Source organism: Ferdinandcohnia sp. Marseille-Q9671 (assembly GCF_976954385.1).
Genome location: NZ_CDRJTA010000001.1, coordinates 435,442 through 459,445, shown reverse-complemented (window position 1 = coordinate 459,445; position 24,004 = coordinate 435,442). Strand labels below are relative to the sequence as shown.

The following is a 24,004-nucleotide window of genomic DNA, read 5'->3' as shown; positions in this document are numbered from 1 at the left end:
CTTGCTATTGTTCGGTGAAAAGTATGTAAAAAAGAGTACGCTTTGACGTACTCTACTTATTCGTCGATTACTATTTTTCTTTTTCTTTGTTTGGGGATCCGAATGTTTAAAACACCATTTTGATATGTGGCCTTTAGTTGTTTAGATTGAACGGGATAAGGTAATGCGACCGTACGAGATGCTTTATTATAGCTATGTTTCTTTACATAATAATGCTTTTTCTCGTTTGTTTCTTCCAATTCCTCTTCATGATTAACCGTAATGGTGATAGACCTATCGGAGTATTCAATGTCGATTTGTTCCTTTTTTACACCAGGCAGGTCTGCAGATATAACGAGTTCTGTTTTTGTCTCATACATATCAATGGGAATAGTAGTGAAGGGGAAGGGTTTATCAAAGAATTCATCAATGGTATCGAGCAGTCGTTTTACAGGTTGTTGTGTAAAGAATTCATTCATCGACTTTATGATTGGTCCAAAATGTTCAGGTTCGTATTTGCGTATTTGTTTATCAGGCTTGTCGTCTTTCACAGTTATCTCCTCCTAGACGTATTTTCTACTTTCACTATATTCACTTCATATAAAAATGTTTTTATTTTGGGCATGAAAAAAGAACTGAGCATCTGTGTGATCAGTTCTTGGCTATTATTATAGAAATAACTCATCTTCTATGGCTTCTGAATCGACGATAATATTTCCTTTTTCATCTACTTCTATTAATTGTTTCTTCTTAAGTTTTGTCAAGGTCCGGCTTACTGTTTCGCGAGTGGTTCCAATCATATTAGCTAGATCTTTGTTCGTAAACTGGGTTGTAATCATCTTTTTGCCATTTGCCATTTCATGTCCGTCAGTCTCACATAACCTCATCATTAATTTAATAATTTGTTCATATGTATTGTTTAATATTTGTGCCTCAAGTCGGTTTTGTAGGTCTACTATTTTTTCTCCTAACACCCTAAATAGTTTAATACTAACCTGGGGGTGTTGAAGCAGTACTGATTCAAAATGTGAAATTGAAATAACCACTGCCATTGTATCCTCCAACACCAATGAATATGCGGGGTAATTTCCTTTACGGAAAAATCCGACATGTGGGAACATATCTCCATCTTTCTGAATAGTCACAATTTGTTCTTTTCCATTTATATCATTTTTATATATTTTTACCTTGCCATTGTATATGAAAAACACATGTTCAAGAGGATCCTCTTGCATAAATACATGTGAACCCTTTTTATACTTTCGATATTGGGCTATGTTAACCATTTCTTCCAGCTCGTTACTCGTTAGTTCTTTAAAAAGTGGTACCGTTCGTAGAACCTCTGTGATCTCAATACGATTCATCTATTTCACTCCATATATTTGCTAGTAGCTTTAGTGTACCAAACTGCTAGATTAAAGGTAAAGGACCTGTAAAGATTCTTATTAGGTTGTTTAACGTAGTAAAAGAACGTCGTATTAAAGTATGAAAGGGAAACTAGTACGTAATACATAAAATTAAAAGAAATTTATAGCAAATGTAATATTTTCGAGATTTTATTTATAGATTTAATGTAGAAATCATATGATTTCTAAAAAATAGTATAGGGGGTCTATTACTTGAAAAGAAAGCTATCACTTAGTTTGGTATTGCTGCTTTCTATCTTTTTAGCTTTATCTGGTTGTTTTAGCGGTGATTCAACAACAAATGAACCAGAAAAGCCAACTAACCCAAGTGAGGAAGGCAATGAAAATGAAGAGGAAACAGCAGGACCGAAGATTCTTCGTCTGAATAACAATGAAGAGCCAGGATCATTACATCCAGGTACAGCACAAGGAACACATGATTCTTGGATTCTCGAACACTCATTTGAGGGATTGACCAAAAAGACACCTGAAGGGGAAATAGTGCCTGGGATGGCTGAATCATGGGAGCCTAGTGAGGATGGTTTAACGTGGACTTTTAAGCTCAGAAGTGATGCGAAATGGTCGAATGGTGACCCTGTAACGGCACATGACTTTGAATATGCGTGGAAATATGCCCTAAATCCTGAAACTGCTTCAACGTACGCATACCAACTCTATTATTTAGAGGGTGGAGAAGCATACAACTCGGCAGAAGAGGGTGCTGACCTAGCTGCACTGGAAGCTGCTGTTGGTGTAAAAGCAGTGGATGATACAACATTGGAGGTCAAACTGGCACAACCAACACCATATTTCTTAGATTTAACTTCTTTCTACACGTATTATCCGATTAATAAAGCGGTGCAGGAAGCAAATCCAAATTGGTATCAAGAGGCAGACTCCTATGTGTCAAATGGTGCCTTTAAGCTAACAGAATGGAAGCATAAAGAAAGCATGAAGCTAGCTAAGAACGAAAACTATTATGATAAAGACAAAATCAATTTAGATGAAGTTCATTTTGTCATAATTGATGATGAGAATACGTCTTGGCAGATGTACCAGTCTGATGAATTGGATTTAGTCTATCCACTTCCACAGGATGTAATTGGTCAATTGAAGGCTGAGAACAATCCTGAATTCCAGATTGGATCAGACCTATCTGTATACTATTACAACTTAAATACAGAAAAGAAGCCATTTAATAATGCAAAAATAAGAAAAGCATTATCAATGGCGATCGATCGCGAAACAATTGTTGAGCATGTTGCACAGGGTGGTCAAGCACCAGCCTATTCTGTAGTACCACCAGGAATTCCTGATGTTACAGGTGACTTCCAAGAAAATACAGGTAAGCTGTTTGAAGCTGATATTGAGGAAGCGAAGAAGTTAATGGAAGAAGGATTAGCTGAAGAAGGATTAGATTCATTCCCTGCTGTAACGTTAACTTACAACACTTCAGAAGGTCATAAGATGATCGCAGAGGCAGTTCAGGAAATGTGGCGTAAAAATCTAGGTGTAGAAATTACATTAGAAAACGTCGAGTTCCAGGTAAAGCTTGACCGTGAAAAAGCGGGAGATTATCAAATATCAAGAGCGGGGTGGGTTGGTGACTATGTAGATCCTATGACATTTATGGATCTATGGGTAACCGATGGACCATACAATGACGCAAACTGGAGCAATGCTAAGTATGACGAACTTGTAAATCTTGCAAAAACTACGATGGACCAAGAAGAAAGAATGACAGCCATGCATGAAGCTGAAAAAATCTTAATGGATGAAATGCCAATCGTTCCAGTCTATTTCTATACAAAGCCATTTACTGTGAAACCACACGTAACTGGAATCTATACACCAATTAATAGTTATCCTCAGTTCATTTATGCAGATATAAAAAACTAGTTAACTAGTAGAATCGAGGTATGCCCCAAAAGCATACCCCGATTTCACTTGAACATGATCTGGCTGATTTGAGTTGCCAAACCTTTAAAATAAGGGGGATAACATGCTTAAATATATTGGAAAGAGAATCGTCTTGGCAGCTGTTACCCTTTGGGTGATTATCACACTAACGTTCGTTTTGATGCACAGTATCCCAGGTAATCCATTTGCCCAAGAGGGTACAATGCCAGAGGCGGTATATAACAATCTTCAAAGCTATTATAATTTGGACAAACCTATTCTTGTTCAATATGGACTTTATTTACAATCTATTTTACAGTTTGATTTTGGACCATCGTATAAATCCTCTTCCTTGACAGTTAATGATCTAATCATAAATGGCTTCCCTGTTTCCTTACATCTAGGTACACAAGCCCTGCTTATTGCTATTCCTCTCGGATTGCTATTCGGGATTGTTGCAGCTTTGTACCGTAATAAATGGCCGGATTACTCTTCTATGATTCTTGCCATCATCGGCATCTCCGTCCCGAATTTTATACTTGCAACATTTCTAATTAATTATTTGGCTGTTGAATTAAGGTGGTTCCCAGTTGCAACCTGGAAGTCCTGGTCTCATACAGTGTTGCCTTCCCTTTCATTAGCTATGATGCCAATGGCCTTCATCGCAAGATTAATGAGGTCGAGTATGCTAGAGGTGATGAGTCAAGATTATATATTAACCGCAAAGGCAAAAGGTCTTAAAAAAGGTGCAGTTATTTTAAAGCATGCGATTCGAAATGCTATTTTGCCGGTTGTCACCATTGTAGGAATCTTAATCGCAAATATTGTGACAGGAAGCTTTATTATTGAAAAAATCTTTGGTATTCCGGGTATGGGAGAAATGTTTGTTACTAGCATTTTTAATCGAGATTACCCTGTAATACTTGGTTCAACTATTTTTTATTCTGCCATCCTCATTCTCTTCATTCTAATTGTTGATATTGCTTATACGTGGATTGATCCAAGAATTAAGGTATCGGGGGAGAGCAAATGAGAAATCAACCAAATTTTACAGAAGACATGTTTACACCAGTTGAACAGAAATTTGCGGAAGCCGAAAAAATTACGAGACCAAGCATTTCTTACTGGGGAGATGTTTGGAAACGATTATTAGAAAATAAATTAGCAATGTTAGGGTTAATCATTATTGTATTAATTGGGATAATGGCAATTATTGGCCCGTATTTAAATGGCTATACGTATTATGAACAGGATTTTACAAAGAAAAACTTGCGTCCGAATGCTGAGCATTGGTTCGGTACGGATGCATCTGGAAGAGATTTATTTACAAGAGCATGGTATGGAGCACGAATTTCCTTATTTATCGGATTAATGGCAGCCATGATTGATTTTGCAGTGGGGATTATCTACGGAGGGATCTCTGGTATTCGCGGTGGTAGGACCGATAATATCATGATGAGAATTGCAGAGGTCTTGTACGCGATTCCATATTTATTGATGGTTATTTTAGTCATGATCGTACTTGAAAGAGGGATTTGGGCAATTATTATTGCAATGTCGATAACAGGATGGATTCCAATGGCTAGACTCGTCCGCGGGCAGGTATTGCAGCTAAAGGAATATGAATATGTGCAGGCAGCGAATGCAATGGGTGCGAAGACCTCTTGGATTCTAAGAAGACATTTGATTCCTAACACGATGGGGCCGATTTTAGTAAATGTTACATTAACGGTACCAACTGCCATATTTGCTGAAGCTACCCTGAGCTTTTTAGGTCTTGGAATTCCAGCACCGAAAGCGAGTTGGGGAACCATGGCAAATGATGCTCTTGGCAGTATCTTAATTGGGAATTTCTATCAACTATTTATTCCAGCTTTCCTAATCTCGCTAACAATGTTTGCTTTTAATGTGTTCGGGGATGGATTAAGGGATGCACTCGATCCAAAATTGCGGAGATAGATAGAGGAGGAAAGTAGATGGGGAATATTTTAGACATTGAAGATCTACATGTATCATTTGATACTAGCGCTGGAAAAGTCAAAGCAGTTAGGGGAGTTTCTTTTTCAGTTAAGACGGGAGAAGCAGTTGGAATTGTCGGTGAGTCAGGGTGTGGAAAAAGTGTAACGGCTAAATCAATTATGCGCTTACTCCCGTCACCACAGGCTAAGATTGAAAAAGGCTCGATTATGTTAAACGGAGAAAACATTGTACAAAAGTCGGAAAATGCCATGGGGAAAATTAGGGGGAACGAGGTCGGGATGATATTTCAGGATCCGATGACTTCTTTAAATCCTACTACAAAAATAGGAAATCAAATTGCTGAAGGTATCATTCGACATACAAAAGTATCAAAAAAGAAAGCAATGGACCATGCAATCAAAATGCTTGAAATGGTAGGTATCCCGCAACCTGAGAAGCGTATCAATCAATATCCGCATGAGTTTTCGGGTGGGATGAGACAGAGGGTAATGATAGCAATTGCCCTTGCTTGCGAACCGAAGTTATTAATTGCAGATGAACCAACAACAGCACTTGATGTAACGATACAGGCTCAAATACTGCAGTTAATGAAGGAACTTCAGGATAAGACCAATACATCTATTATCTTAATCACACACGATCTTGGAGTTGTAGCTGAAATGTGCAGTAAAGTAGTTGTTATGTATGCAGGTGAAATCGTTGAAACGGGCCGTGTGGAAGAGATTTTTACAAATCCTACACACCCATATACGAGGGGATTATTAAAATCAGTACCTCGTCTAGACATGAATAGGCAAGAAAAACTTTCAACAATTACAGGTACTCCTCCAGACCTTCTAGATCCACCGAGGGGATGTTCATTTTTTCCAAGGTGTGAAATGGCGATGGAAATTTGTAAAGAACATAAACCAGAATTTGAAGGTGTTAGCCCGACACAATATAGTTCTTGTTGGCTAAACCATCCGATGGCTAAAAAACGTGACAAATTCGGCTAAGGAGGAGTCAAAAAGTGGATTCGTTAACTGAAACAACTTTGCTTGAGATAAGGAATGTTAAGAAATACTTTCCAATCCAAAACAAGCCTTTGAAGGCCGTTGATGATTTAAATTTAATCATTAACAAAGGAGAGACAGTTGGACTTGTCGGTGAGAGTGGTTGTGGAAAATCAACAGCAGGAAAAACGATTATTCGTTTACTGGAACCAACTGCAGGAGAGGTTCTCTTTGAAGGGAAAAATATATATAATTTCAGCCCAAGAGAAATGAACGAACTTCGGAAAAATGTTCAAATAATTTTTCAGGATCCATATGCTTCACTTAATCCTAGAATGAAGATTGAAGATATTATTGGTGAGCCATTGGATATTCACCACCTTGCAAAGGGAAAAAAGAGAAAAGAACGAGTTAAGGAGCTTTTAGAATTAGTTGGACTTAGTCCGGAACATGCAAATCGATTTCCGCATGAGTTTAGCGGAGGACAAAGGCAACGTATTGGAATTGCTAGGGCACTGGCACTTAATCCTAAATTTATAGTGTGTGATGAACCAATTTCAGCATTAGATGTGTCCATTCAGGCTCAAATAGTCAACCTTTTAAAAAAACTTCAAGAACAAATGGATTTAACGTATTTGTTTATTGCGCATGATTTATCGATGGTGAGGTATATTTCGGATCGTATTCTTGTCATGTACTTGGGACATATGGTTGAACTTTCGGATAGTGATTCCTTATATGACGAGCCACTTCATCCGTATTCACAAGCTTTGCTGTCTGCAGTGCCTATCCCAGATCCACTCGTTAAGCGAGAAAGGATTGTGTTAGAAGGAGAGGTACCAAGCCCCTTAGCTCCACCTTCAGGTTGTGTGTTTCGAACTAGGTGTAAATATGCGATGGAGAAATGTTCAACCGAAGTACCGAGATGGAAGGAAGTAAAGCCTTCTCATTTTACTGCCTGCCATTTATACGATGAGTAATGCATGGGTTTTACAAATATAGGTAGAAAGTGGTATAATTATTGATACAAGAGATACATTAATAATAATGCTTATTATAAAGAGTTTCTAATGGAAGCTCGGCATTAACGTAAGCCAAATGGCCAAGTTAGCCGTAGTTACGCTTATTGAACCTATAAGCGAACAAAGAAATACTTTTTATAGTAAGTTTTTTTTGTTTTGTTGTATTATCGATTTCTTGTTGAAGTTTCGTGCCAACCAAAACGAAGGAGATGATTTGAATGGCTTTTGGAAGAAGACCAGTCGAAGAAATTGTAACAGAAGAAACGAAGGTGTGGGAATGCACAGCGGAAGAGTGTAATGGATGGGTACGAGATAATTTTAAGAGCACACAGGAACCAAGATGTCCATTATGTGGATCTGAAATGGAAACGAATATAAGATTATTGCAGGTTGTAAACAATCATAATAAAAGCTTTTTAGCTTAAGATTGTGTCTATTTCCTCCAACAATTTCTATTTTAAATAAAAACAATAAAATTTTGTTATAAAATGTTTTTTCTATGGACATAATAATTCATGCATTACCTTGCAACACTTTTTGTTGCATTACATAGGAGGAAGTTAAATGGCACAAGGAAAAGTAAAATGGTTTAACAGTGAAAAAGGCTTTGGATTTATTGAGGTTGAAGGCGGAGATGATGTATTTGTACACTTCTCAGCAATCCAAGGTGATGGGTTCAAAACGTTAGAAGAAGGTCAAGAGGTTAGCTTCGATATCGAAGACGGTAGCCGTGGACCACAAGCTGCTAATGTTCAAAAAATATAATGAACCATATATAAACTGTAAAAAACAGATTCTATTTTAGAATCTGTTTTTTTTGTGGAGTTGGATGGAAAGCGAAGAGGCATTGGGCTACCTTTGTTAACAAGAAACCTTACATAGATGGTGTCTTCGTAACTGTGTATGAACGATATATTTGAAAACTTGACGTACATAAATGTGTTCTATGAATAAGAAACCCCCTGACCGATCTATAGGTTAGGGGGTTGTAATTTATGTTACTGCTTCGGTATGTTTACCTGTTTTTTCAAGAGCTTGAACAGCTTCATAACTTACATCAACTCGTTTAATGAAGAATGATAAGACGAGTGCAACTAAGTTAATAACAAAGGCTACTAGAAATGAATATTGAATTCCTGCAAGAAGAGCCTGCTGACCAAGTATTGCTGTGGAAGCCTCAGTTAATGTAGTAGGATCAACATTTGCCATTAAGCTTTCGGCTTCTGTCTTAGTAACGCTATTCATAATCGTTACTAATACCGCTGTACCAATAGATCCTGAAACTTGTTGAGCTGTATTATTAACAGCTGTACCATGTGGATTCAAACGTGTTGGTAATTGATTTAACCCATTTGTCATAATTGGCATCATAACCATCGACATTCCTAACATACGGAGTGTATAGATCATAACGATATATGTGTAAGAAGAATCAATTTGTAATTCAGATAAGAGATAGGTTGATATTGCTGTAATAACAAGACCTACTATTGATAATAGACGTGGTCCAAACTTATCAAACAATTTTCCTGTAATAGGTGACATAATCCCCATTACAATTGCACCCGGTAGCATCATTAACCCTGAATCAAGTGGAGATATACCACGAACACTTTGTACATAAGCAGGTGTTAAAATCATTCCAGAAAACATTGCCACAGCATTTACGATTGAAATCACTGAAGCTAACGCAAACATAGGATATTTATAAACTCTTAGATCAAGAATTGGTTCATCTATTCGTAATTGACGCAAAATAAATATCGTTAATGAAACAACGCCTACTAGGATAGAAGACATAACTAAAGGATCTGTCCAACCATCAGTGCTTACGGAACTAAAGCCGTATAGCAATCCCCCAAACCCTAAAGTTGATAAGACAACTGATAAGGAATCAATCGTTGCATTTTTATTAACTTCCATCACATTTTTTGATTTCCATATTGCTAAAGCTAGACTAATAATGGAAAGTGGTAAGATCATTTCAAATAATAAGCGCCAGTCATAATTTTCAACAATAAACCCAGATAAAGTAGGTCCAATTGCTGGAGCTGTTATCATAACTAATCCAAATATACCCATAGCTGTACCGCGCTTTTCACGCGGAAAACTGACAAGCATGATATTCATTAGTAAAGGTCCCATTACTGAAGAACCTGCTGCTTGGACCATACGTCCAGCTATTAACACCCCAAAGTTTGGGGCATAGGCCGCCATAGCAGTACCTAAGGTGAATATCACCATTGATGTAATGAATAAACTACGGTTTGAAAAACGTGTAATTAGAAAGGCTGATGCTGGAATTAATACTCCGCTGACCAACATATAACCTGTGGCAAGCCATTGTACAGTAGAGTAATTTTCAATTTCTAAATCTATCATGATTGACGGTAAGGCTACGTTTAGTAACGAGTTATTTAGAAAAGAAACAAATGCCCCTATAAATAAAATGGCTAACATTAAATATGGTGGTTTATTTTGTTGTTGTAAGGTTGAATCCAATATTTTTCCCCTCGGTTCATTAGTATGTTATTATTTACTTGAATGATTTTATACCAGAAGTACAATTTGTGCAATTTTTTTATACTCAGGGTACAACATATTCATAAATGGATTATAATATGATAATGGGAAAGTAATAATGGAGGAAAAATGAATAAGCGTAGGAGACATGTCGCCAATATAGCTTTAAAATTATTTATAGAAAAGGGATTTCAACAAACTTCAATACAAGATATTATTGAACATGCAAAAATTTCCAAAGGAACGTTTTATAATTATTTTTCAAATAAAAATGATTGTATTGCAGAAATACTAGAAGGCTTACGTTATGATGCTAACCAATTACGATTGGAGATGCAGATTGGGAAGGATGAAACAGATCGTAATATACTAATCGAACAAATCTCTATTTTAATTCAACTGAATGCAGAACGAAATTTACACACCTTATATGAGGCAATTTTAAGCTCAAATGAGGTGGAACTGAAAAAGTTAGTAATGCGTGATCGGTTCTATGAACTAGAGTGGTTTGCAGGTAGGTTTATTGAAGTGTATGGAGAAGAAATAAGACCATATGGAATTGAACTCTCCATTTTATTTTACGGAATGCTTCAGCATATTCTGTTTACAATAAAGATAACAAATAGTTCCCAATCCATTAACCGGGTTATAGAAGTACTGCTTTCCTACTTGGAAGTTATAATTCCAAAAATGATACATGATGATGGTACATTGCTTGATGAAGCAGCACTTCGCTTTTTTCAGTCTAAAATTGATCAAAAGGTTATATCTATTGAAGAAATACTAAATCTGGCTAAGAATCTTGAAAAGAAGACAACCTTTACTACGGACCAACAAGATCTATTCGACACAATTGTTTCAGAGTTAAAACGTGACCGCATTCGAAAGAGTGTTCTCCAACCTTTGATTAAACCATTTCAGCAAGCCTTTATACAATCTCAAGTAAAACAAGAAATATCTACTTTCACGAATCAAGTTTGGTATTATCTAAGAACGTTGTAATACGTAAAATGAAGTAAAAATTCTACTGAAAAGGGGTGTTTATGATTTCACAGAATGAAATTGGTTGGAAATTTGATAACAGCTTTTCAAAACTACCTGAGACATTATTTTCACTAACAGATCCAACACCAGTGAGAGATCCGAAGGTTGTTATACTAAATAAACAACTGGCATCTTCGTTAGGATTGAATAGTGATGCTTTGACTGACAATGGCGTAGAATTCTTTTCCGGAAATCAAATTCCAAATGGTGCAAAGCCTCTAGCTCAAGCATACGCTGGGCATCAATTTGGTCATTTTACAATGTTAGGAGACGGTCGGGCAGTTCTTCTTGGCGAGCAGATTTCTCCCTCTGATGAGCGGTTTGATATCCAACTAAAAGGAGCAGGTAAAACGCCATATTCTCGGGGTGGTGATGGTCGTGCAGCGTTGGGACCTATGCTGCGAGAATACATTATTAGTGAGGCTATGCACGGGCTTGGTATCCCAACTACTCGTAGTCTAGCAGTTGTAACAACCGGTGAACCCACTTATAGAGAGAAAGTTCTCCCTGGAGCGATCCTTACCCGTGTTGCTGCAAGTCATATTCGTGTGGGTACATTTCAGTATATAGCAGGGTTGGAAAAAATGGATGAACTTAAGATACTTGCTGAATATACAGTTGAACGTCATTATCCGGAGATTAAACATGACGACAACCTATACCTTTCTTTTCTTAGAGAGGTTATCAAACGCCAGGCAAATCTCATAGCTAAATGGCAGCTCGTAGGTTTTATACATGGGGTCATGAATACTGATAATATGACAATTAGTGGAGAAACAATTGATTACGGTCCTTGTGCATTTATGGATTCATATGATCCTGAAACGGTCTTTAGTTCGATTGATGTGCAAGGACGGTATGCGTACGGTAAACAGCCGTATATAGGTGGCTGGAATCTTGCAAGATTTGCGGAAAGCTTATTACCATTATTACATCAAGACGAGGAACAGGCGCTTCAATTAGCTCAAACTGAGATGTCAAAATATATTGGCATTTATCGAGAGAATTGGTTATCTGGAATGAGAGCAAAACTTGGGTTCACGAATGAAGAAAAAGAGGATGAGACGCTCATTGAAGAACTTCTTACAATGATGAAGACTCACTCTGCAGATTATACAAATACATTTGTAGCTCTGACTTTTGACAAATTCGATAAAATAGATATGTTTAAAGCGGAGGAATTTAAAAAGTGGCATCAAAAATGGATAGAAAGACTAAAGAGACAACAGGATTCTGAGGAAGTTGTAAAAGAGCGGATGCGCGACTCGAATCCATCTATTATCCCAAGAAATCACCGTGTGGAAGAAGCACTTGAGGCAGCTGAAAAAGGAGACTATCTGGTTATGGAACGTCTGCTAGATGTTCTGAAAAACCCTTATTCACATGTTGCAGAGCAGGAGCAGTACGCAAAGCCTCCGGAGGACACGAACAAACCTTATCGAACTTTTTGTGGAACTTAATTACAGTCTAAAAGAGGGTACATCATTAATAGATGTGCCTTTTTTGTATGGTGGAAACCTCGGGAACTCTATAAGCTACTCGAATAAATCAAGTCGATGCGTCAAGGCGGTTTTAATTACTCTGTCTTTTGATAAATTATACCATCAACACTTTTTACCAAATCACTTCAAAAACGAACATTTATTCTGTACAATAAAGGGTAGAATCCTGAGGTGATTATGAATGAAGTTTCGAAAAAATATCCATGAACTAATTGATCTCATAAAAGAAAATCCACAATATATGAACAATATTGAACATTGGCATACAATAGATGCTACGCCTGCTAAAACGATGGACATGCCTTCTACTATTGATCTTAGATTAAGAGAGGCATTAAATAGTAGAGGTATCCAAAATCTATATACCCACCAGCATTCAGCCTATGAAATAACTAGGAGCAATAAAAATTTTGTAGCTGTAACACCAACAGCTTCAGGAAAAACTCTTTGTTATAATCTACCGGTTCTACAGAAAATTGTGGAGCACCCCGAGGCACGTGCACTCTATTTGTTCCCTACGAAGGCACTAGCACAGGATCAAAAAAGTGAATTAAATGAAATAATAGAGGAAATGGGAGTAGCAATAAATAGTTATACATACGATGGTGACACTCCGGCTAACATTCGTCAAAAGGTACGAAAAGCAGGACATATTGTTATTACAAATCCAGATATGTTACATTCTGCGATTCTCCCTCATCACACAAAATGGGTATCGTTATTTGAAAATCTAAAATATATTGTTATTGATGAACTTCATACCTATCGTGGTGTTTTTGGGAGTCATGTTGCAAATGTAATTAGAAGACTTAAGAGAATTTGCGAGTTTTATGGCAGTAGTCCAATATTTATGTGCACGTCAGCAACAATTGCGAATCCAAAAGAACTTGCAGAAACTCTAACCGGAACCAGAATGGAACTAATTACCAATAATGGTGCTCCAACTGGGAGAAAGCATTTTGTATTTTACAATCCACCAATTGTTAACAAACCGCTTAATATTCGGCGAAGCGCGACGCTTGAAGTGCGAAAATTGGCTAGTGAATTCTTACAAAATAAGATTCAAACGATAGTTTTTGCACGGAGTAGGGTGAGGGTAGAAATTATCCTGACATATCTTCAAGAGCTGGTAAAGCATAAGCTTGGTCCTAAAGCAATACGTGGTTATCGGGGCGGTTATTTGCCAAAACAAAGACGTGAGATAGAACAGGGTCTGCGTAATGGGGAAATTTATGGAGTCATTAGTACAAACGCACTTGAGCTAGGTGTAGATATTGGTCAACTACAGGTCTGTATTATGACAGGCTATCCTGGAACGATTGCAAGTGCGTGGCAACAGGCTGGCCGCGCTGGACGTAGACAAGGAGAAGCGGTTATTTTTATGGTCGCAAGCTCTAATCCACTTGACCAGTATATGATTCAAAACCCAGAATATTTTTTCAGTAGAAACCCAGAGACGGCTCGCATTAACCCTAACAATCTTGTAATTCTACTAGATCATATTAAATGTGCTGCGTATGAATTGCCTTTTAAGTCAGGAGATACATTTGGTGACTTGGAACTTGAAGATATTCTGGAGTTCTTAACTGAGGAAAGAGTTCTTCATCAAAATGGAGACAAATGGTATTGGATGAATGATTCCTTTCCTGCACATAACATTAGCCTGCGATCGGCTTCACAGGAAAATGTTGTGATTATTGATCAAACAGATATTGCAGCGGTAAAGGTAATTGGTGAAATGGACAGATTTAGTGCCATGACTTTGTTACATGATGAGGCCATTTATTTACACCAGGGTGTTCAATATCAGGTTGAAAAACTAGATTGGGAAGAAAAGAAAGCATTTGTACGTGAAGTAGATGTCGATTATTTCACAGATGCAAACCTTGCAGTCAATCTTCGAGTGCTAGAGGTTGATAAGAAACGCTCCAAAGAAACCGTGGAAATTGGGTATGGAGATGTTTCTGTCCAGGCAATGGCAACTATTTTTAAGAAAATTAAATTTGAAACACATGAAAATATTGGTTCTGGTCCAATTCATTTACCAGAAGAGGAGCTTCATACCTCATCTGCATGGATTAGTCTAAAAAAGTCAGATTTAGATGGGATTAGTGAAGCTCGCATTGAAGAAGGGTTAATTGGTGTCGCAAATGTTTTGAAGCATGTTGCTCCATTATTAACAATGTGCGACCCATCCGACCTTCACGTTGTTCCACAAGTTAAGGCTGCTCATAATGAGCAACCAACTATTTTTTTATATGATCGATATCCTGGCGGAATTGGTTTAAGTGAAAAAGTCTATGATGTAATGGAAAGTCTTCTCAATGAGTCCGAGGAACTAATTACAAGATGTACGTGTGAGACAGGTTGCCCATCTTGCATCGGAACGGAAGTATTGCATGAACGGGCAAAAGCAGATGCGCTAAGTTTACTTAAAAAGTTAAAACAAGCTTCGAAATCATAAAGGAGTTTATTATGTCACTTAAGGGGAAATTAAATCGGTTAAAAAATCATATTGTCAAGGAAGACCCACACAAACCAAGGTCTACAGTCCCTGTTGTTAAAATGGAAGAAATTCCCTTTTTAGATAAATGGAAAGAGTTCGGTGCTGAACCTTTTTATTTTGATGATTCATATTGTTTGGTTAGGAAGGTTGAATATCCACTTGATTATAAGCATGGATTGTATTCTTTTTCAAAATTAAAAGATGTAATTGACATGTGGAATTCTTCATCATTGAATCATCCTCTATCGTCAAAAGGTCATCGAATGTCTGATTTGTTTTTTTTCGATACTGAAACAACAGGACTAGGTGGGGGAGCGGGGAACACGATATTTTTACTTGGTCATGCAAGAATCCTAGATGATCGTGTGGTAGTAACACAGCATTTTTTACCAAACCCTGGAGCGGAAGTTGCACTCTACCAAAGCTTTCTTTCAAGTGTTGATTATACAACTCTTGTGACGTATAACGGAAAATCCTTTGATTGGCCACAGGTAAAAACAAGGCATACATTAATAAGAGATTCGTTACCGAAGCTTCCTGATTTTGGACATTTTGATTTATACCACGCAGCCAGACGGTTATGGAAGAACAAACTCGAATCTGTGAGACTTTCCAATGTAGAGAAAAACATTCTAGATATCACACGGGAAGGGGATGTACCCGGATATTTAGCCCCAATTCTCTATTTTGATTATGTTGAAAACAAAGTGCCAGACGGTATTTTTGGGGTACTACGTCACAATGAAATTGATATTTTGTCACTACTCACTCTTTATATTCATTTGTCTGGTGTGGTTATCATGACAGAAAAGAACCAGCATATATCTGATAAATACGAGGTTGCAAGGTGGCTAGAGGCATTAGGGGAAACGTCTAAGGCACAGGAATTATATGAACAGGTTGTAGATATGGATTCAGAAAAGGAAATGAAGGCAAAGCTTGCCCTAGCATTTCTTATTAAAAAAGAGAATAGGCTAGAGGAGGCTATGAAGCTTTTTTACGAGGTTCAAGAACAAGGCGATGATAAGGAAGTGATTGTTGCAAGCATTGAGCTAGCAAAGTATTATGAGCATTCGAAAAAGAATTATGAAGCTGCATGGAATTTTGCTAACAATGGATTCATAAAATGGCAAGAGACAAAGGACGTTAGAGAAAAATCTAAGGATACGAAGCTCGAAGTTGAGTTTGAGAAAAGAATGACAAGACTAACGAAGAAACTTCAAAATAGTAAGAAAATATTACCCGGGTAAGCGCAAAATTAGCGGTTTTTCGCATTTTATTTGTCGATTATGCGAAAATTTTAAGACTTCCTTCATTTGTCATTGTAGAACCCTGTAATACCATGTAAAATAGTGTTTTGTGTAACGGAAATATTATTTTAGGTGGAGAGAGTACATGTATAAGAAAATTCTATTTCTATACTTTTTTGTTCTAATTGTAATTGTTCTTGTGTTAACCGGAGTGAAAGATGGCTCCTATGCCTTTTTCTCATAAAAAATTGGTGTTTAATAATAGGTAGGTGAAGAGGTCCGCGTCGACAAGACCGCCACATCCTGTGGCAATGTCGACACTAGCACGTCCTGTGCGTCGAAAGTTCAAGGCGGTCTAATTTCCGCGTACTTGAGCGTATGCCTTGAATACGTGAGGACCGTAAGAGCAAACCAACGAAGAAATTCGATATTTCACCACATTTATTAAACTTCCTCTAAAAAATAGGTGTTTTGATTAGTACATGACCTACCCTTCCTTCATAGGCTATTAATGTAAGACAGATGAAGGAAAGGAGATAAAAAAATGAATGGAAGACCACATGTAATGCAACCTATTGTTCACCCAACAAAGTGCTGTGTTCAGCACCATTGTTTTACAACAATAGTTCCACACATTCATCCTTCACATACGCAACATGTAAATCATCATATGTATCAGCATATGCATTATTACCCACACACGGAGTCTGTTGCGAATGAAGTATCAAATCAACACTTCAATTGTGGAGCAAGACCACCAGGCCCATTTATGGGGAGATAACTAACCATCGAGTTTGATTTGTAACATGGAAAAGACATTTTAAAAAACGTAAATGCTACAGGAACTGTAATGGTTCCTGTTTTACATAGTTCCTGTGATCCTTCTCTTGAAAAGGAGACCTAATATGATAAAAGTGATAGCAATAACAGGGTACAAGCCATTTGAACTTGGAATTTTCGGACAAGATCATCCGGGAATTGGTTATATTAAACTTGCTCTAAAGAAACATCTCATTCCTCTACTTGAAGATGGCTTGGAATGGGTGATTATAAGTGGACAGCTAGGCGTTGAACTCTGGGGAGCTGAAGTCATATTTGAGCTGCAAGAGGACTATCCGAATGTAAGGCTTGCTGTTATTACCCCTTTCTTACAGCAGGAAGAAAACTGGAATGAAACGAACAAAGAATATTACGAAATGATTCTGTCGCAAGCAGATTATGTAAATAGTATTACAAACAGAAAGTATGATAATCCATCACAATTTCGATTAAAAAATGCTTTTTTTCTAGATAAAAGTGATGCTTTACTAATCCTATATGATGAGGAAAAGGATGGTAGCCCACGCTATATGTACACAGAGGCTAAAAAGAAAGCGGATAATGATAATTATCAACTTATCACCATAAATGCTTACGACCTACAGGCAGTAGTTGAAGAAGAACAGTATTCAAAGAATGATTTTTAATCTAATAAGGCATTTATTCATTCACTTTTTTTATACAGTAGGATAAATGTTAGAGAATTTAAAAACAGGTGTAGACTATGGACACCTTTTAATGTAAGCTAATTAAAATTGACAATACATGAAATTTTTGAAAAAATAGAGTAGGAATAATGGGGAAAGTGTATCGAGGTGAAAAAATTGTTATCTGATAAAATAAAATTAACTGCGACACAGATACTTGAAAAAGAATTTAAAACTGGCATGAAAGGCTACAAGCAAGAGGAAGTTGATAAGTTTTTAGATCTGATTATAAAAGATTATGAAGCGTTTAGTCAGGAAATCGAGGAACTTCAACAAGAAAACATGAGATTAAAGCGTCAGCTAGAAGACTCGTACAAAAAACAACCACAGGCTCAAACAGGTACGACTAATTTTGATATTCTAAAAAGACTATCAAACCTTGAAAAACATGTGTTTGGAAGTAAATTGTACGACTGACAATCTTTACTAACGTGTAAACTGTTGCATTTAAGATGATTTTTTACTATACTATTGTTTGCACACATTAATAACGTTCGGGTAATCGCTGCAAGCTTACTTGCAGAGGAAAGTCCATGCTCGCACGGTCTGAGATGTCCGTAGTGTTCGTGCCTAGCGAAAAGATAAGCTAGGGTAGTCTGGTTTCGACTGGATTAACGGCAGGGAAAAAACCTAAGTCCTTAGGGATATGGTTTGACTACCTTTAAAGTGCCACAGTGACGAAGTCTTGTAAGAAATTACAAGAGTGGAACGAGGTAAACCCCACGAGCGAGAAACCCAAATAATGGTAGGGGCACTTTCTCCGAGGAATCAAACGAGGAGAAGGACAGATGGTTCGCCATCTGTAGATAGATGATTACCACCAGAGTACGAGACAATCGTTTTGTCGCTTGTAGTACGAAGGAACAAAACATGGCTTACAGAACGTTATTGATAAAACGAACAAAACATGATTAAAGAAGTAAAGCTCTTCATTATGAAGGGCTTTTTATTTGCTTTTAAAACCGTTAGCATTTTTTATGAGCATTTCTTGCTTTACATTTATTATTTCTATATTCTTTATAGTATACAAAGCTTGTACATAGTTAGGGTGAACATGAATGGGAAAAGTAACACTAATTGCAACTGCTGCAATGGGAATTGAATCAATCGTCGCGAATGAGGTCCGAGACTTAGGCTATGAATGTACGGTTGAAAATAGTAAGGTAACGTTTGTTGCTGATGAGTTAGCCATTTGCAGAAGTAATCTTTGGTTGCGAACTGCAGATCGAATTAAAATAAAAATCGGTGAATTTAAAGCAACCACATTTGATGAGTTGTTTGAAAAGACAAAGGCTCTTAATTGGGGAGATTATATTCCAGAAAATGCTGAATTTCCTGTCATAGGTAAATCAGTAAAATCCAAGTTATTCAGTGTTTCTGATTGCCAAAGTATAGTTAAGAAAGCAGTCGTGGATAGCTTAAAGAAACACTATCGTAAAACATCAGGTTGGTTTGAGGAAACGGGTCCGCTGTTTCGAATAGAAGTGGCCTTACTCAAAGATGTAGCTACATTAACAATTGATTGTAGTGGAGTAGGACTTCATAAGCGGGGCTACCGTGCTGGCCAAGGGGAAGCACCGTTAAAAGAAACACTTGCAGCTACATTAGTAAAATTGACAAATTGGACCCCTGATAAACCGTTTGTCGATCCTTTCTGTGGCTCTGGTACGATACCAATTGAAGCAGCTTTAATCGGTCAAAATATTGCTCCAGGTTTTAACCGGGATTTTGCGTCAGAATCATGGGATTGGATTGGTAAAGATACATGGAACAAGGCAAGGCAAGAGGTTGAGGACCTAGCCAAATATGACCAACCACTTGATATAAGTGGATTTGATATTGATCACAAAATGATTCAAATCGCGAAGGATAATGCCGAGGAAGCAGGTCTAGGCGACCTCATTCAATTCAAACAAATGCAGGTTCGAGATTTTACAACGCCTAAGGAATATGGAGTAATTGTTGGAAACCCTCCATACGGGGAAAGACTTGGCGAGAAAAAGTCTGTTGAAGAAATGTATCGCGTGATGGGGGAAACTCTTCGTAAATATGATACATGGTCAGTTTATATGCTAACCTCACACCCAGAATTTGAGCAGTTGTATGGAAAACCTGCAACTAAAAAACGTAAATTATTTAATGGTTTTATACGAACAGACTATTATCAGTATTGGGGTAAACGCCCACCAAGAGTAAAATAAACAACATTACTTAATAGGGTAATTCATGAATAGTTCTACCTCAGAGGACATATACTTTATTGGTGTCTACAATATTTTTCAGGAGTGAATGAACAATGAATTACCTAGATTTTAAAAAAATTCAAGATGCTTTAAACGGTACATACAAAGTACTTGAAAATGAAATTGGAGCGGAAATTGATCCACTTGAATCCATTTCAAAGGCAAAAAAAGAACTTCTCCAAGCAATGTCTCATTCAACATCAATTGATGTTGATTATTTACGATACACAACTGAGTGACTATTTGCTGAAGACTCGCCATTTGGCGGGTTTTCTTTTATTCTAAAAATTGTTTCATTATTGACTTACCTCTTACTGTAAGAGATAATTAAAAATTGGCGCGTACCTTGAAGTTGGGGGTTTTTACATATGATTGGAGAAAGGTTACCCTTTCAAATAGAAAAAAACGAGAATTTCTTTGATAAATTTAATGAATGGATAGGGGATGTGTTTTACGACATCCTACCCGAACAAGGCTTTGAGCTCAGGGATGAACAAATTTTTATGGCATTTCAGCTAGAAAGAGCTTTTAAGGATAAAGAGATTGTTTTTGCAGAAGCAGGTGTTGGAACAGGTAAAACAATTGTTTATCTTCTATATGCAATTTGTTATGCAAGATATATGAGAAAGCCAAGTATCATCTCATGTGCAGACGAGTCCTTAATCGAACAGCTAGTTAAACCAGAAGGAGATATTGCAAAAATAGCAAATGCATTAGACTTAACCATTGATGTAAGACTAGCGAAGGCACAAGACCAATATCTCTGTTTACAAAAACTAGATAAAACGACTCGCAGAACACCAAATGAAAAAATTGTACAGGTCTATGAGGAGTTACCTGACTTTGTACATAGTCATTCTACACTGCAAGCATTTCACCATTATGGGGACAGAAAAACATATCCTACCTTAACAGATGATGAATGGAAAAGTGTAGCATATGATAGTTTTCAGGACTGTTTTTCTTGTGACTTGCGACATCGTTGCGGTTTAACACTTTCAAGAGACCATTACCGGAAGGCTGTTGATCTAATTGTTTGTTCGCATGACTTTTATATGGAGCATGTGTGGACAATGGAGTCAAGAAAAAGGGAAGGTCAGCTCCCGTTTTTACCGGAGAGCAGTTGTGTTGTTTTTGACGAAGGTCATCTCCTTGAGTATTCTGCTCAAAAGGCGTTAACATATCGTGTCCAGGAAACAACATTAGAGTCTCTCTTAACTCGGCTTCTGGAAAATGATATTCGCGAGGAATTTGCACAATTAATAGAAGACACACTTGAACAAAACCAGCACTTTTATAGTAGCCTTAAAGATAACAGTCAAATAGTTGAAGGTTCTGAACGGATGGATATTGAACGGACAAGCAGTCTCCTAAATCAGTCAAAGAAGCTATATGAAATGGTTGTTGAGATTGGAAATAATCTGGTATTTGAAGCAGAGACCTATACCATTGACCAATACGAATTACATATTGTTGATGAATATTTAGATCAACTGGAATATTCCTTAAAGCTATTTGGCGAAGAAAACGATGCGATCACATGGGTTGAAGCGGATGATGAAAGCTATACCTTGGTCATCATGCCACAAGCTGTTGAAACCATTTTAGCTGATAAAGTATTTTCAAATAAGATTCCATTTGTATTTTCTTCGGCAACTCTTTCGGAAAATAAGTCGTTTGATTATATTGCAAACAGTTTAGGAATTAAAGACTATCAGTCCTTTTCTGTGGAATCACCGTTTGATTATGAGAATCAAATGACAATTAAAATGCCTGTATTTCCTCAAAATGAAAACAAGTTCCAATCAAAATTAGACTTTGTTTTGAAAGAAATAGAAAAGACAGAAGGTAGGGCCCTCCTTTTATTCAATTCTAAGGAAGAGCTTCATACTTTTAAAGAATATTGCGATTTAGATACATTTGAGTTTCTTTTTGAGGGAGATCAAGAAATTAGTCAGCTAGTTTCACGTTTTCAAAATGAAGAGAGTAGCATTCTTTGCTCTGTTTCATTATGGGAAGGACTCGATATTCCAGGGCCTTCGCTATCAAATGTGATAATCTGGTCGTTACCATTTCCACCGAATGATCCAGTTTTTCAATCTAAACGTAAGAGATCCCAAAATCCTTCTGAGCAGGTTGACCTTCCATACATGCTTTTACGCCTTAGACAAGGGATTGGTAGACTTATCCGGTCAAGTGAGGATAGTGGGGTAGTAAGTATTTTAGTAGATGAAACCGTAAATGTATCTGTAATTGATAAAATAAAAAATGTGTTGCCAACAAAGGTTGAAGAGTAGTATTTAACATAAAGAAGGGGAGGAATCTATATGTCTGCACAAGTACAACAAACTGAAATGGCATTTCTAGAATTAGTCAAAAAAATGACGAGTTATAATGAAGCGATAGGGGTTATGTATTGGGATCTACAAACAGGAGCTCCAAAAAAAGGTGTAGATCAGCGTTCTGAAGTGATTGGAATGTTATCTTCTGAAGTATTTGCAATGTCAACGTCCTCGGAAATGGAATCATATATAACAGAACTAACCAAACCTGACGCGCAGCAACAGTTAAATGAGATTACAAAAAAAGTGGTTGAAGAATGTCAGAAAGAACTTGAACGTAATAAAAAAGTACCAGCTAACGAATTTCGAGAGTATGTAATCCTTCAATCCAAAGCGCAATCGGTTTGGGAAGAAGCAAAAGAGAAATCGGATTTTGAGATGTTCCGTCCATACTTAGAAAAGCTAGTAGAATATACGAAGAAATTTATTGGGTACTGGGGATATGAAGGGAACAAATACAATACCCTACTTGATATGTATGAACCAGGAGTTACAGTAGATGTAATCGATGATGTTTTCGCGGAATTACGTGAGAAAATTGTTCCTCTAGTAAAAGCAGTAACCGAATCAACAAACAAACCAGACACATCATTCCTATTTAAGGAATTTCGAAAAGAAAAACAACGTGAGCTAAGCATTGAGATACTTAAGAAAATTGGCTATGACCTCGATGCGGGACGTCTAGATGAAACTGTTCATCCATTCGCAACTGGATTAAATCCAGGGGATGTACGTGTGACAACGAATTATGTGGAAAATGATTTTAGAACTGCCGTCTTTGGAACAATCCATGAAGGGGGACATGCCCTTTATGAACAAAATATTTCACAAGATTTAGTTGGAACAAATTTGGCTACAGGTACTTCCATGGGAATTCATGAATCTCAGTCACTTTTTTATGAAAATATTCTAGGGCGTAGCCTAGCATTTTGGAAAACCAATTATGATCTCTTAAAGCAGTATTCAGATGGACAATTTGATTCTGTATCTCTAGAGGAATACTACAGAGCAATTAACGAATCAAAGCCTTCATTGATTCGAATTGAAGCAGATGAGCTAACATATCCATTGCATATAATGGTGAGATATGAGATTGAAAAAGGTTTGTTCAATGATGAAATCGAAGTGAAAGACCTACCTAAGATCTGGAATGCGAAATACGAGGAGTATTTAGGTATTCGTCCTGAAAATGATGCTAAAGGGGTCTTACAGGATATCCACTGGGCTGGAGGCAGCTTTGGATATTTCCCTTCCTATGCATTAGGATACATGTATGCTGCTCAATTAAAAAATGCAATGATACAGGATTTACCGAATTTTGATCAATTACTTGAAGAGGGTAATTTCCTAGCAATCAAGGAATGGCTTACAGAGAATGTACATAAGCATGGAAAGCTTAAAAAGCCGTTAGAAATTATTAAAGAGGTTACTGGAGAGGGATTGAATGCAAAGCATTTAATAGAGTATTTGGAAGATAAATATAGTGCAATCTACAAACTATAGTAAAAAAGCTACGAAGATTTCTTCGTAGCTTTTGTTTTGTAGATAAAATATTAGTAAATTTTTCACTGTAGATAAGCGTTTCTTCATCCAGTTCCAGCGCCTAGCCCCTCGTGGTAGCCTTGTGGGACTTGCACAGGACAAGGAAAGAAGGAAAGCTTCGACAGCATATCATCGCACGAAGAAAATGCATAACATTTTTGAGGATGTGCTGACATCCGCGTTTGCCACAGGACGAGGCAGCCCTTTAGTAGAATTTCCTATTCGATGCGCTTGCGCTTTTGTTCTTT

At 37.2% G+C, this 24,004-nt stretch carries 21 protein-coding genes and 1 other RNA gene; 19 read left to right on the top strand and 3 right to left on the bottom strand.

Going from position 1 to position 24,004, the window contains the following annotated elements; all coding sequences use genetic code 11:
• Positions 1-56 precede the first annotated feature (56 nt).
• Positions 57-530, bottom strand: coding sequence for an Hsp20/alpha crystallin family protein (locus tag ACWNMY_RS02460; protein WP_449536700.1), 474 nt, complete (start codon positions 528-530; stop codon positions 57-59).
• Positions 531-647: 117 nt separating this feature from the next.
• On the bottom strand, positions 648-1,343 hold the full coding sequence (locus tag ACWNMY_RS02455) for a Crp/Fnr family transcriptional regulator (RefSeq protein WP_449536699.1): 696 nt from the start codon (positions 1,341-1,343) through the stop codon (positions 648-650).
• A 255-nt stretch (positions 1,344-1,598) separates the two neighbouring features.
• On the opposite strand from ACWNMY_RS02455, the gene ACWNMY_RS02450 reads away from it, so the two are divergent.
• From ACWNMY_RS02450 to ACWNMY_RS02420, 7 genes are all read left to right on the top strand, one after another.
• On the top strand, positions 1,599-3,284 hold the full coding sequence (locus ACWNMY_RS02450; protein WP_449536698.1) for a peptide ABC transporter substrate-binding protein: 1,686 nt from the start codon (positions 1,599-1,601) through the stop codon (positions 3,282-3,284).
• A 103-nt stretch (positions 3,285-3,387) separates the two neighbouring features.
• Complete coding sequence (locus ACWNMY_RS02445) at positions 3,388-4,317, top strand: ABC transporter permease (protein ID WP_449536697.1); 930 nt, start codon at positions 3,388-3,390, stop codon at positions 4,315-4,317.
• Positions 4,314-5,243, top strand: coding sequence for an ABC transporter permease (locus ACWNMY_RS02440; protein ID WP_449536696.1), 930 nt, complete (start codon positions 4,314-4,316; stop codon positions 5,241-5,243). Before ACWNMY_RS02445 ends, ACWNMY_RS02440 begins: the two co-directional genes overlap by 4 nt.
• Before the next feature lie 17 nt (positions 5,244-5,260).
• On the top strand, positions 5,261-6,259 hold the full coding sequence (locus ACWNMY_RS02435) for an ABC transporter ATP-binding protein (RefSeq protein ID WP_449536695.1): 999 nt from the start codon (positions 5,261-5,263) through the stop codon (positions 6,257-6,259).
• A 14-nt stretch (positions 6,260-6,273) separates the two neighbouring features.
• The gene (locus ACWNMY_RS02430) at positions 6,274-7,236 is read left to right on the top strand and encodes an ABC transporter ATP-binding protein (RefSeq protein WP_449536694.1); all 963 of its coding nucleotides are present in this window, start codon (positions 6,274-6,276) and stop codon (positions 7,234-7,236) included.
• A 260-nt stretch (positions 7,237-7,496) separates the two neighbouring features.
• Entirely contained in the window at positions 7,497-7,703 is a 207-nt protein-coding gene (locus ACWNMY_RS02425) for a cold-shock protein (RefSeq protein WP_449536693.1), read from the top strand.
• Positions 7,704-7,842: 139 nt separating this feature from the next.
• Positions 7,843-8,043: a cold-shock protein gene (locus ACWNMY_RS02420; RefSeq protein ID WP_449536692.1), complete on the top strand. Its 201-nt coding sequence runs from the start codon at positions 7,843-7,845 to the stop codon at positions 8,041-8,043.
• A gap of 228 nt (positions 8,044-8,271) precedes the next feature.
• On the opposite strand, the gene ACWNMY_RS02415 is transcribed toward ACWNMY_RS02420, so the two are convergent.
• A complete protein-coding gene (locus tag ACWNMY_RS02415; protein ID WP_449538371.1) occupies positions 8,272-9,738 on the bottom strand; it encodes a DHA2 family efflux MFS transporter permease subunit in 1,467 nt (488 codons plus the stop codon).
• A 192-nt stretch (positions 9,739-9,930) separates the two neighbouring features.
• On the opposite strand from ACWNMY_RS02415, the gene ACWNMY_RS02410 reads away from it, so the two are divergent.
• From ACWNMY_RS02410 to ACWNMY_RS02355, 12 genes are all read left to right on the top strand, one after another.
• On the top strand, positions 9,931-10,803 hold the full coding sequence (locus ACWNMY_RS02410) for a TetR/AcrR family transcriptional regulator (RefSeq protein ID WP_449536691.1): 873 nt from the start codon (positions 9,931-9,933) through the stop codon (positions 10,801-10,803).
• 41 nt (positions 10,804-10,844) lie between these two features.
• A complete protein-coding gene (locus ACWNMY_RS02405) occupies positions 10,845-12,305 on the top strand; it encodes a protein adenylyltransferase SelO (RefSeq protein ID WP_449536690.1) in 1,461 nt (486 codons plus the stop codon).
• Between the two features lie 223 nt (positions 12,306-12,528).
• Complete coding sequence (locus ACWNMY_RS02400) at positions 12,529-14,811, top strand: DEAD/DEAH box helicase (protein WP_449536689.1); 2,283 nt, start codon at positions 12,529-12,531, stop codon at positions 14,809-14,811.
• Positions 14,812-14,822: 11 nt separating this feature from the next.
• Positions 14,823-16,103 (top strand): ribonuclease H-like domain-containing protein, encoded by a 1,281-nt coding sequence (locus ACWNMY_RS02395; RefSeq protein WP_449536688.1) that lies wholly within the window; start codon positions 14,823-14,825, stop codon positions 16,101-16,103.
• 544 nt (positions 16,104-16,647) lie between these two features.
• A complete protein-coding gene (locus ACWNMY_RS02390) occupies positions 16,648-16,884 on the top strand; it encodes a CotD family spore coat protein (protein WP_449536687.1) in 237 nt (78 codons plus the stop codon).
• 127 nt (positions 16,885-17,011) lie between these two features.
• Positions 17,012-17,569, top strand: a complete 558-nt coding sequence (locus ACWNMY_RS02385; RefSeq protein WP_449538370.1) for a DUF1273 domain-containing protein — start codon at positions 17,012-17,014, stop codon at positions 17,567-17,569.
• A 177-nt stretch (positions 17,570-17,746) separates the two neighbouring features.
• On the top strand, positions 17,747-18,046 hold the full coding sequence (gene gpsB, locus ACWNMY_RS02380; protein WP_449536686.1) for a cell division regulator GpsB: 300 nt from the start codon (positions 17,747-17,749) through the stop codon (positions 18,044-18,046).
• A 73-nt stretch (positions 18,047-18,119) separates the two neighbouring features.
• Positions 18,120-18,512, top strand: an RNA gene (gene rnpB / locus ACWNMY_RS02375) — RNase P RNA component class B.
• A 175-nt stretch (positions 18,513-18,687) separates the two neighbouring features.
• Entirely contained in the window at positions 18,688-19,830 is a 1,143-nt protein-coding gene (locus tag ACWNMY_RS02370; protein WP_449536685.1) for a THUMP domain-containing class I SAM-dependent RNA methyltransferase, read from the top strand.
• Between the two features lie 95 nt (positions 19,831-19,925).
• The gene (locus tag ACWNMY_RS02365) at positions 19,926-20,111 is read left to right on the top strand and encodes a DUF3921 family protein (RefSeq protein ID WP_449536684.1); all 186 of its coding nucleotides are present in this window, start codon (positions 19,926-19,928) and stop codon (positions 20,109-20,111) included.
• A 129-nt stretch (positions 20,112-20,240) separates the two neighbouring features.
• Positions 20,241-22,169: an ATP-dependent DNA helicase gene (locus ACWNMY_RS02360; RefSeq protein WP_449536683.1), complete on the top strand. Its 1,929-nt coding sequence runs from the start codon at positions 20,241-20,243 to the stop codon at positions 22,167-22,169.
• A gap of 30 nt (positions 22,170-22,199) precedes the next feature.
• Positions 22,200-23,717, top strand: coding sequence for a carboxypeptidase M32 (locus ACWNMY_RS02355; protein ID WP_449536682.1), 1,518 nt, complete (start codon positions 22,200-22,202; stop codon positions 23,715-23,717).
• The last annotated feature ends 287 nt before the right edge of the window (positions 23,718-24,004 follow it).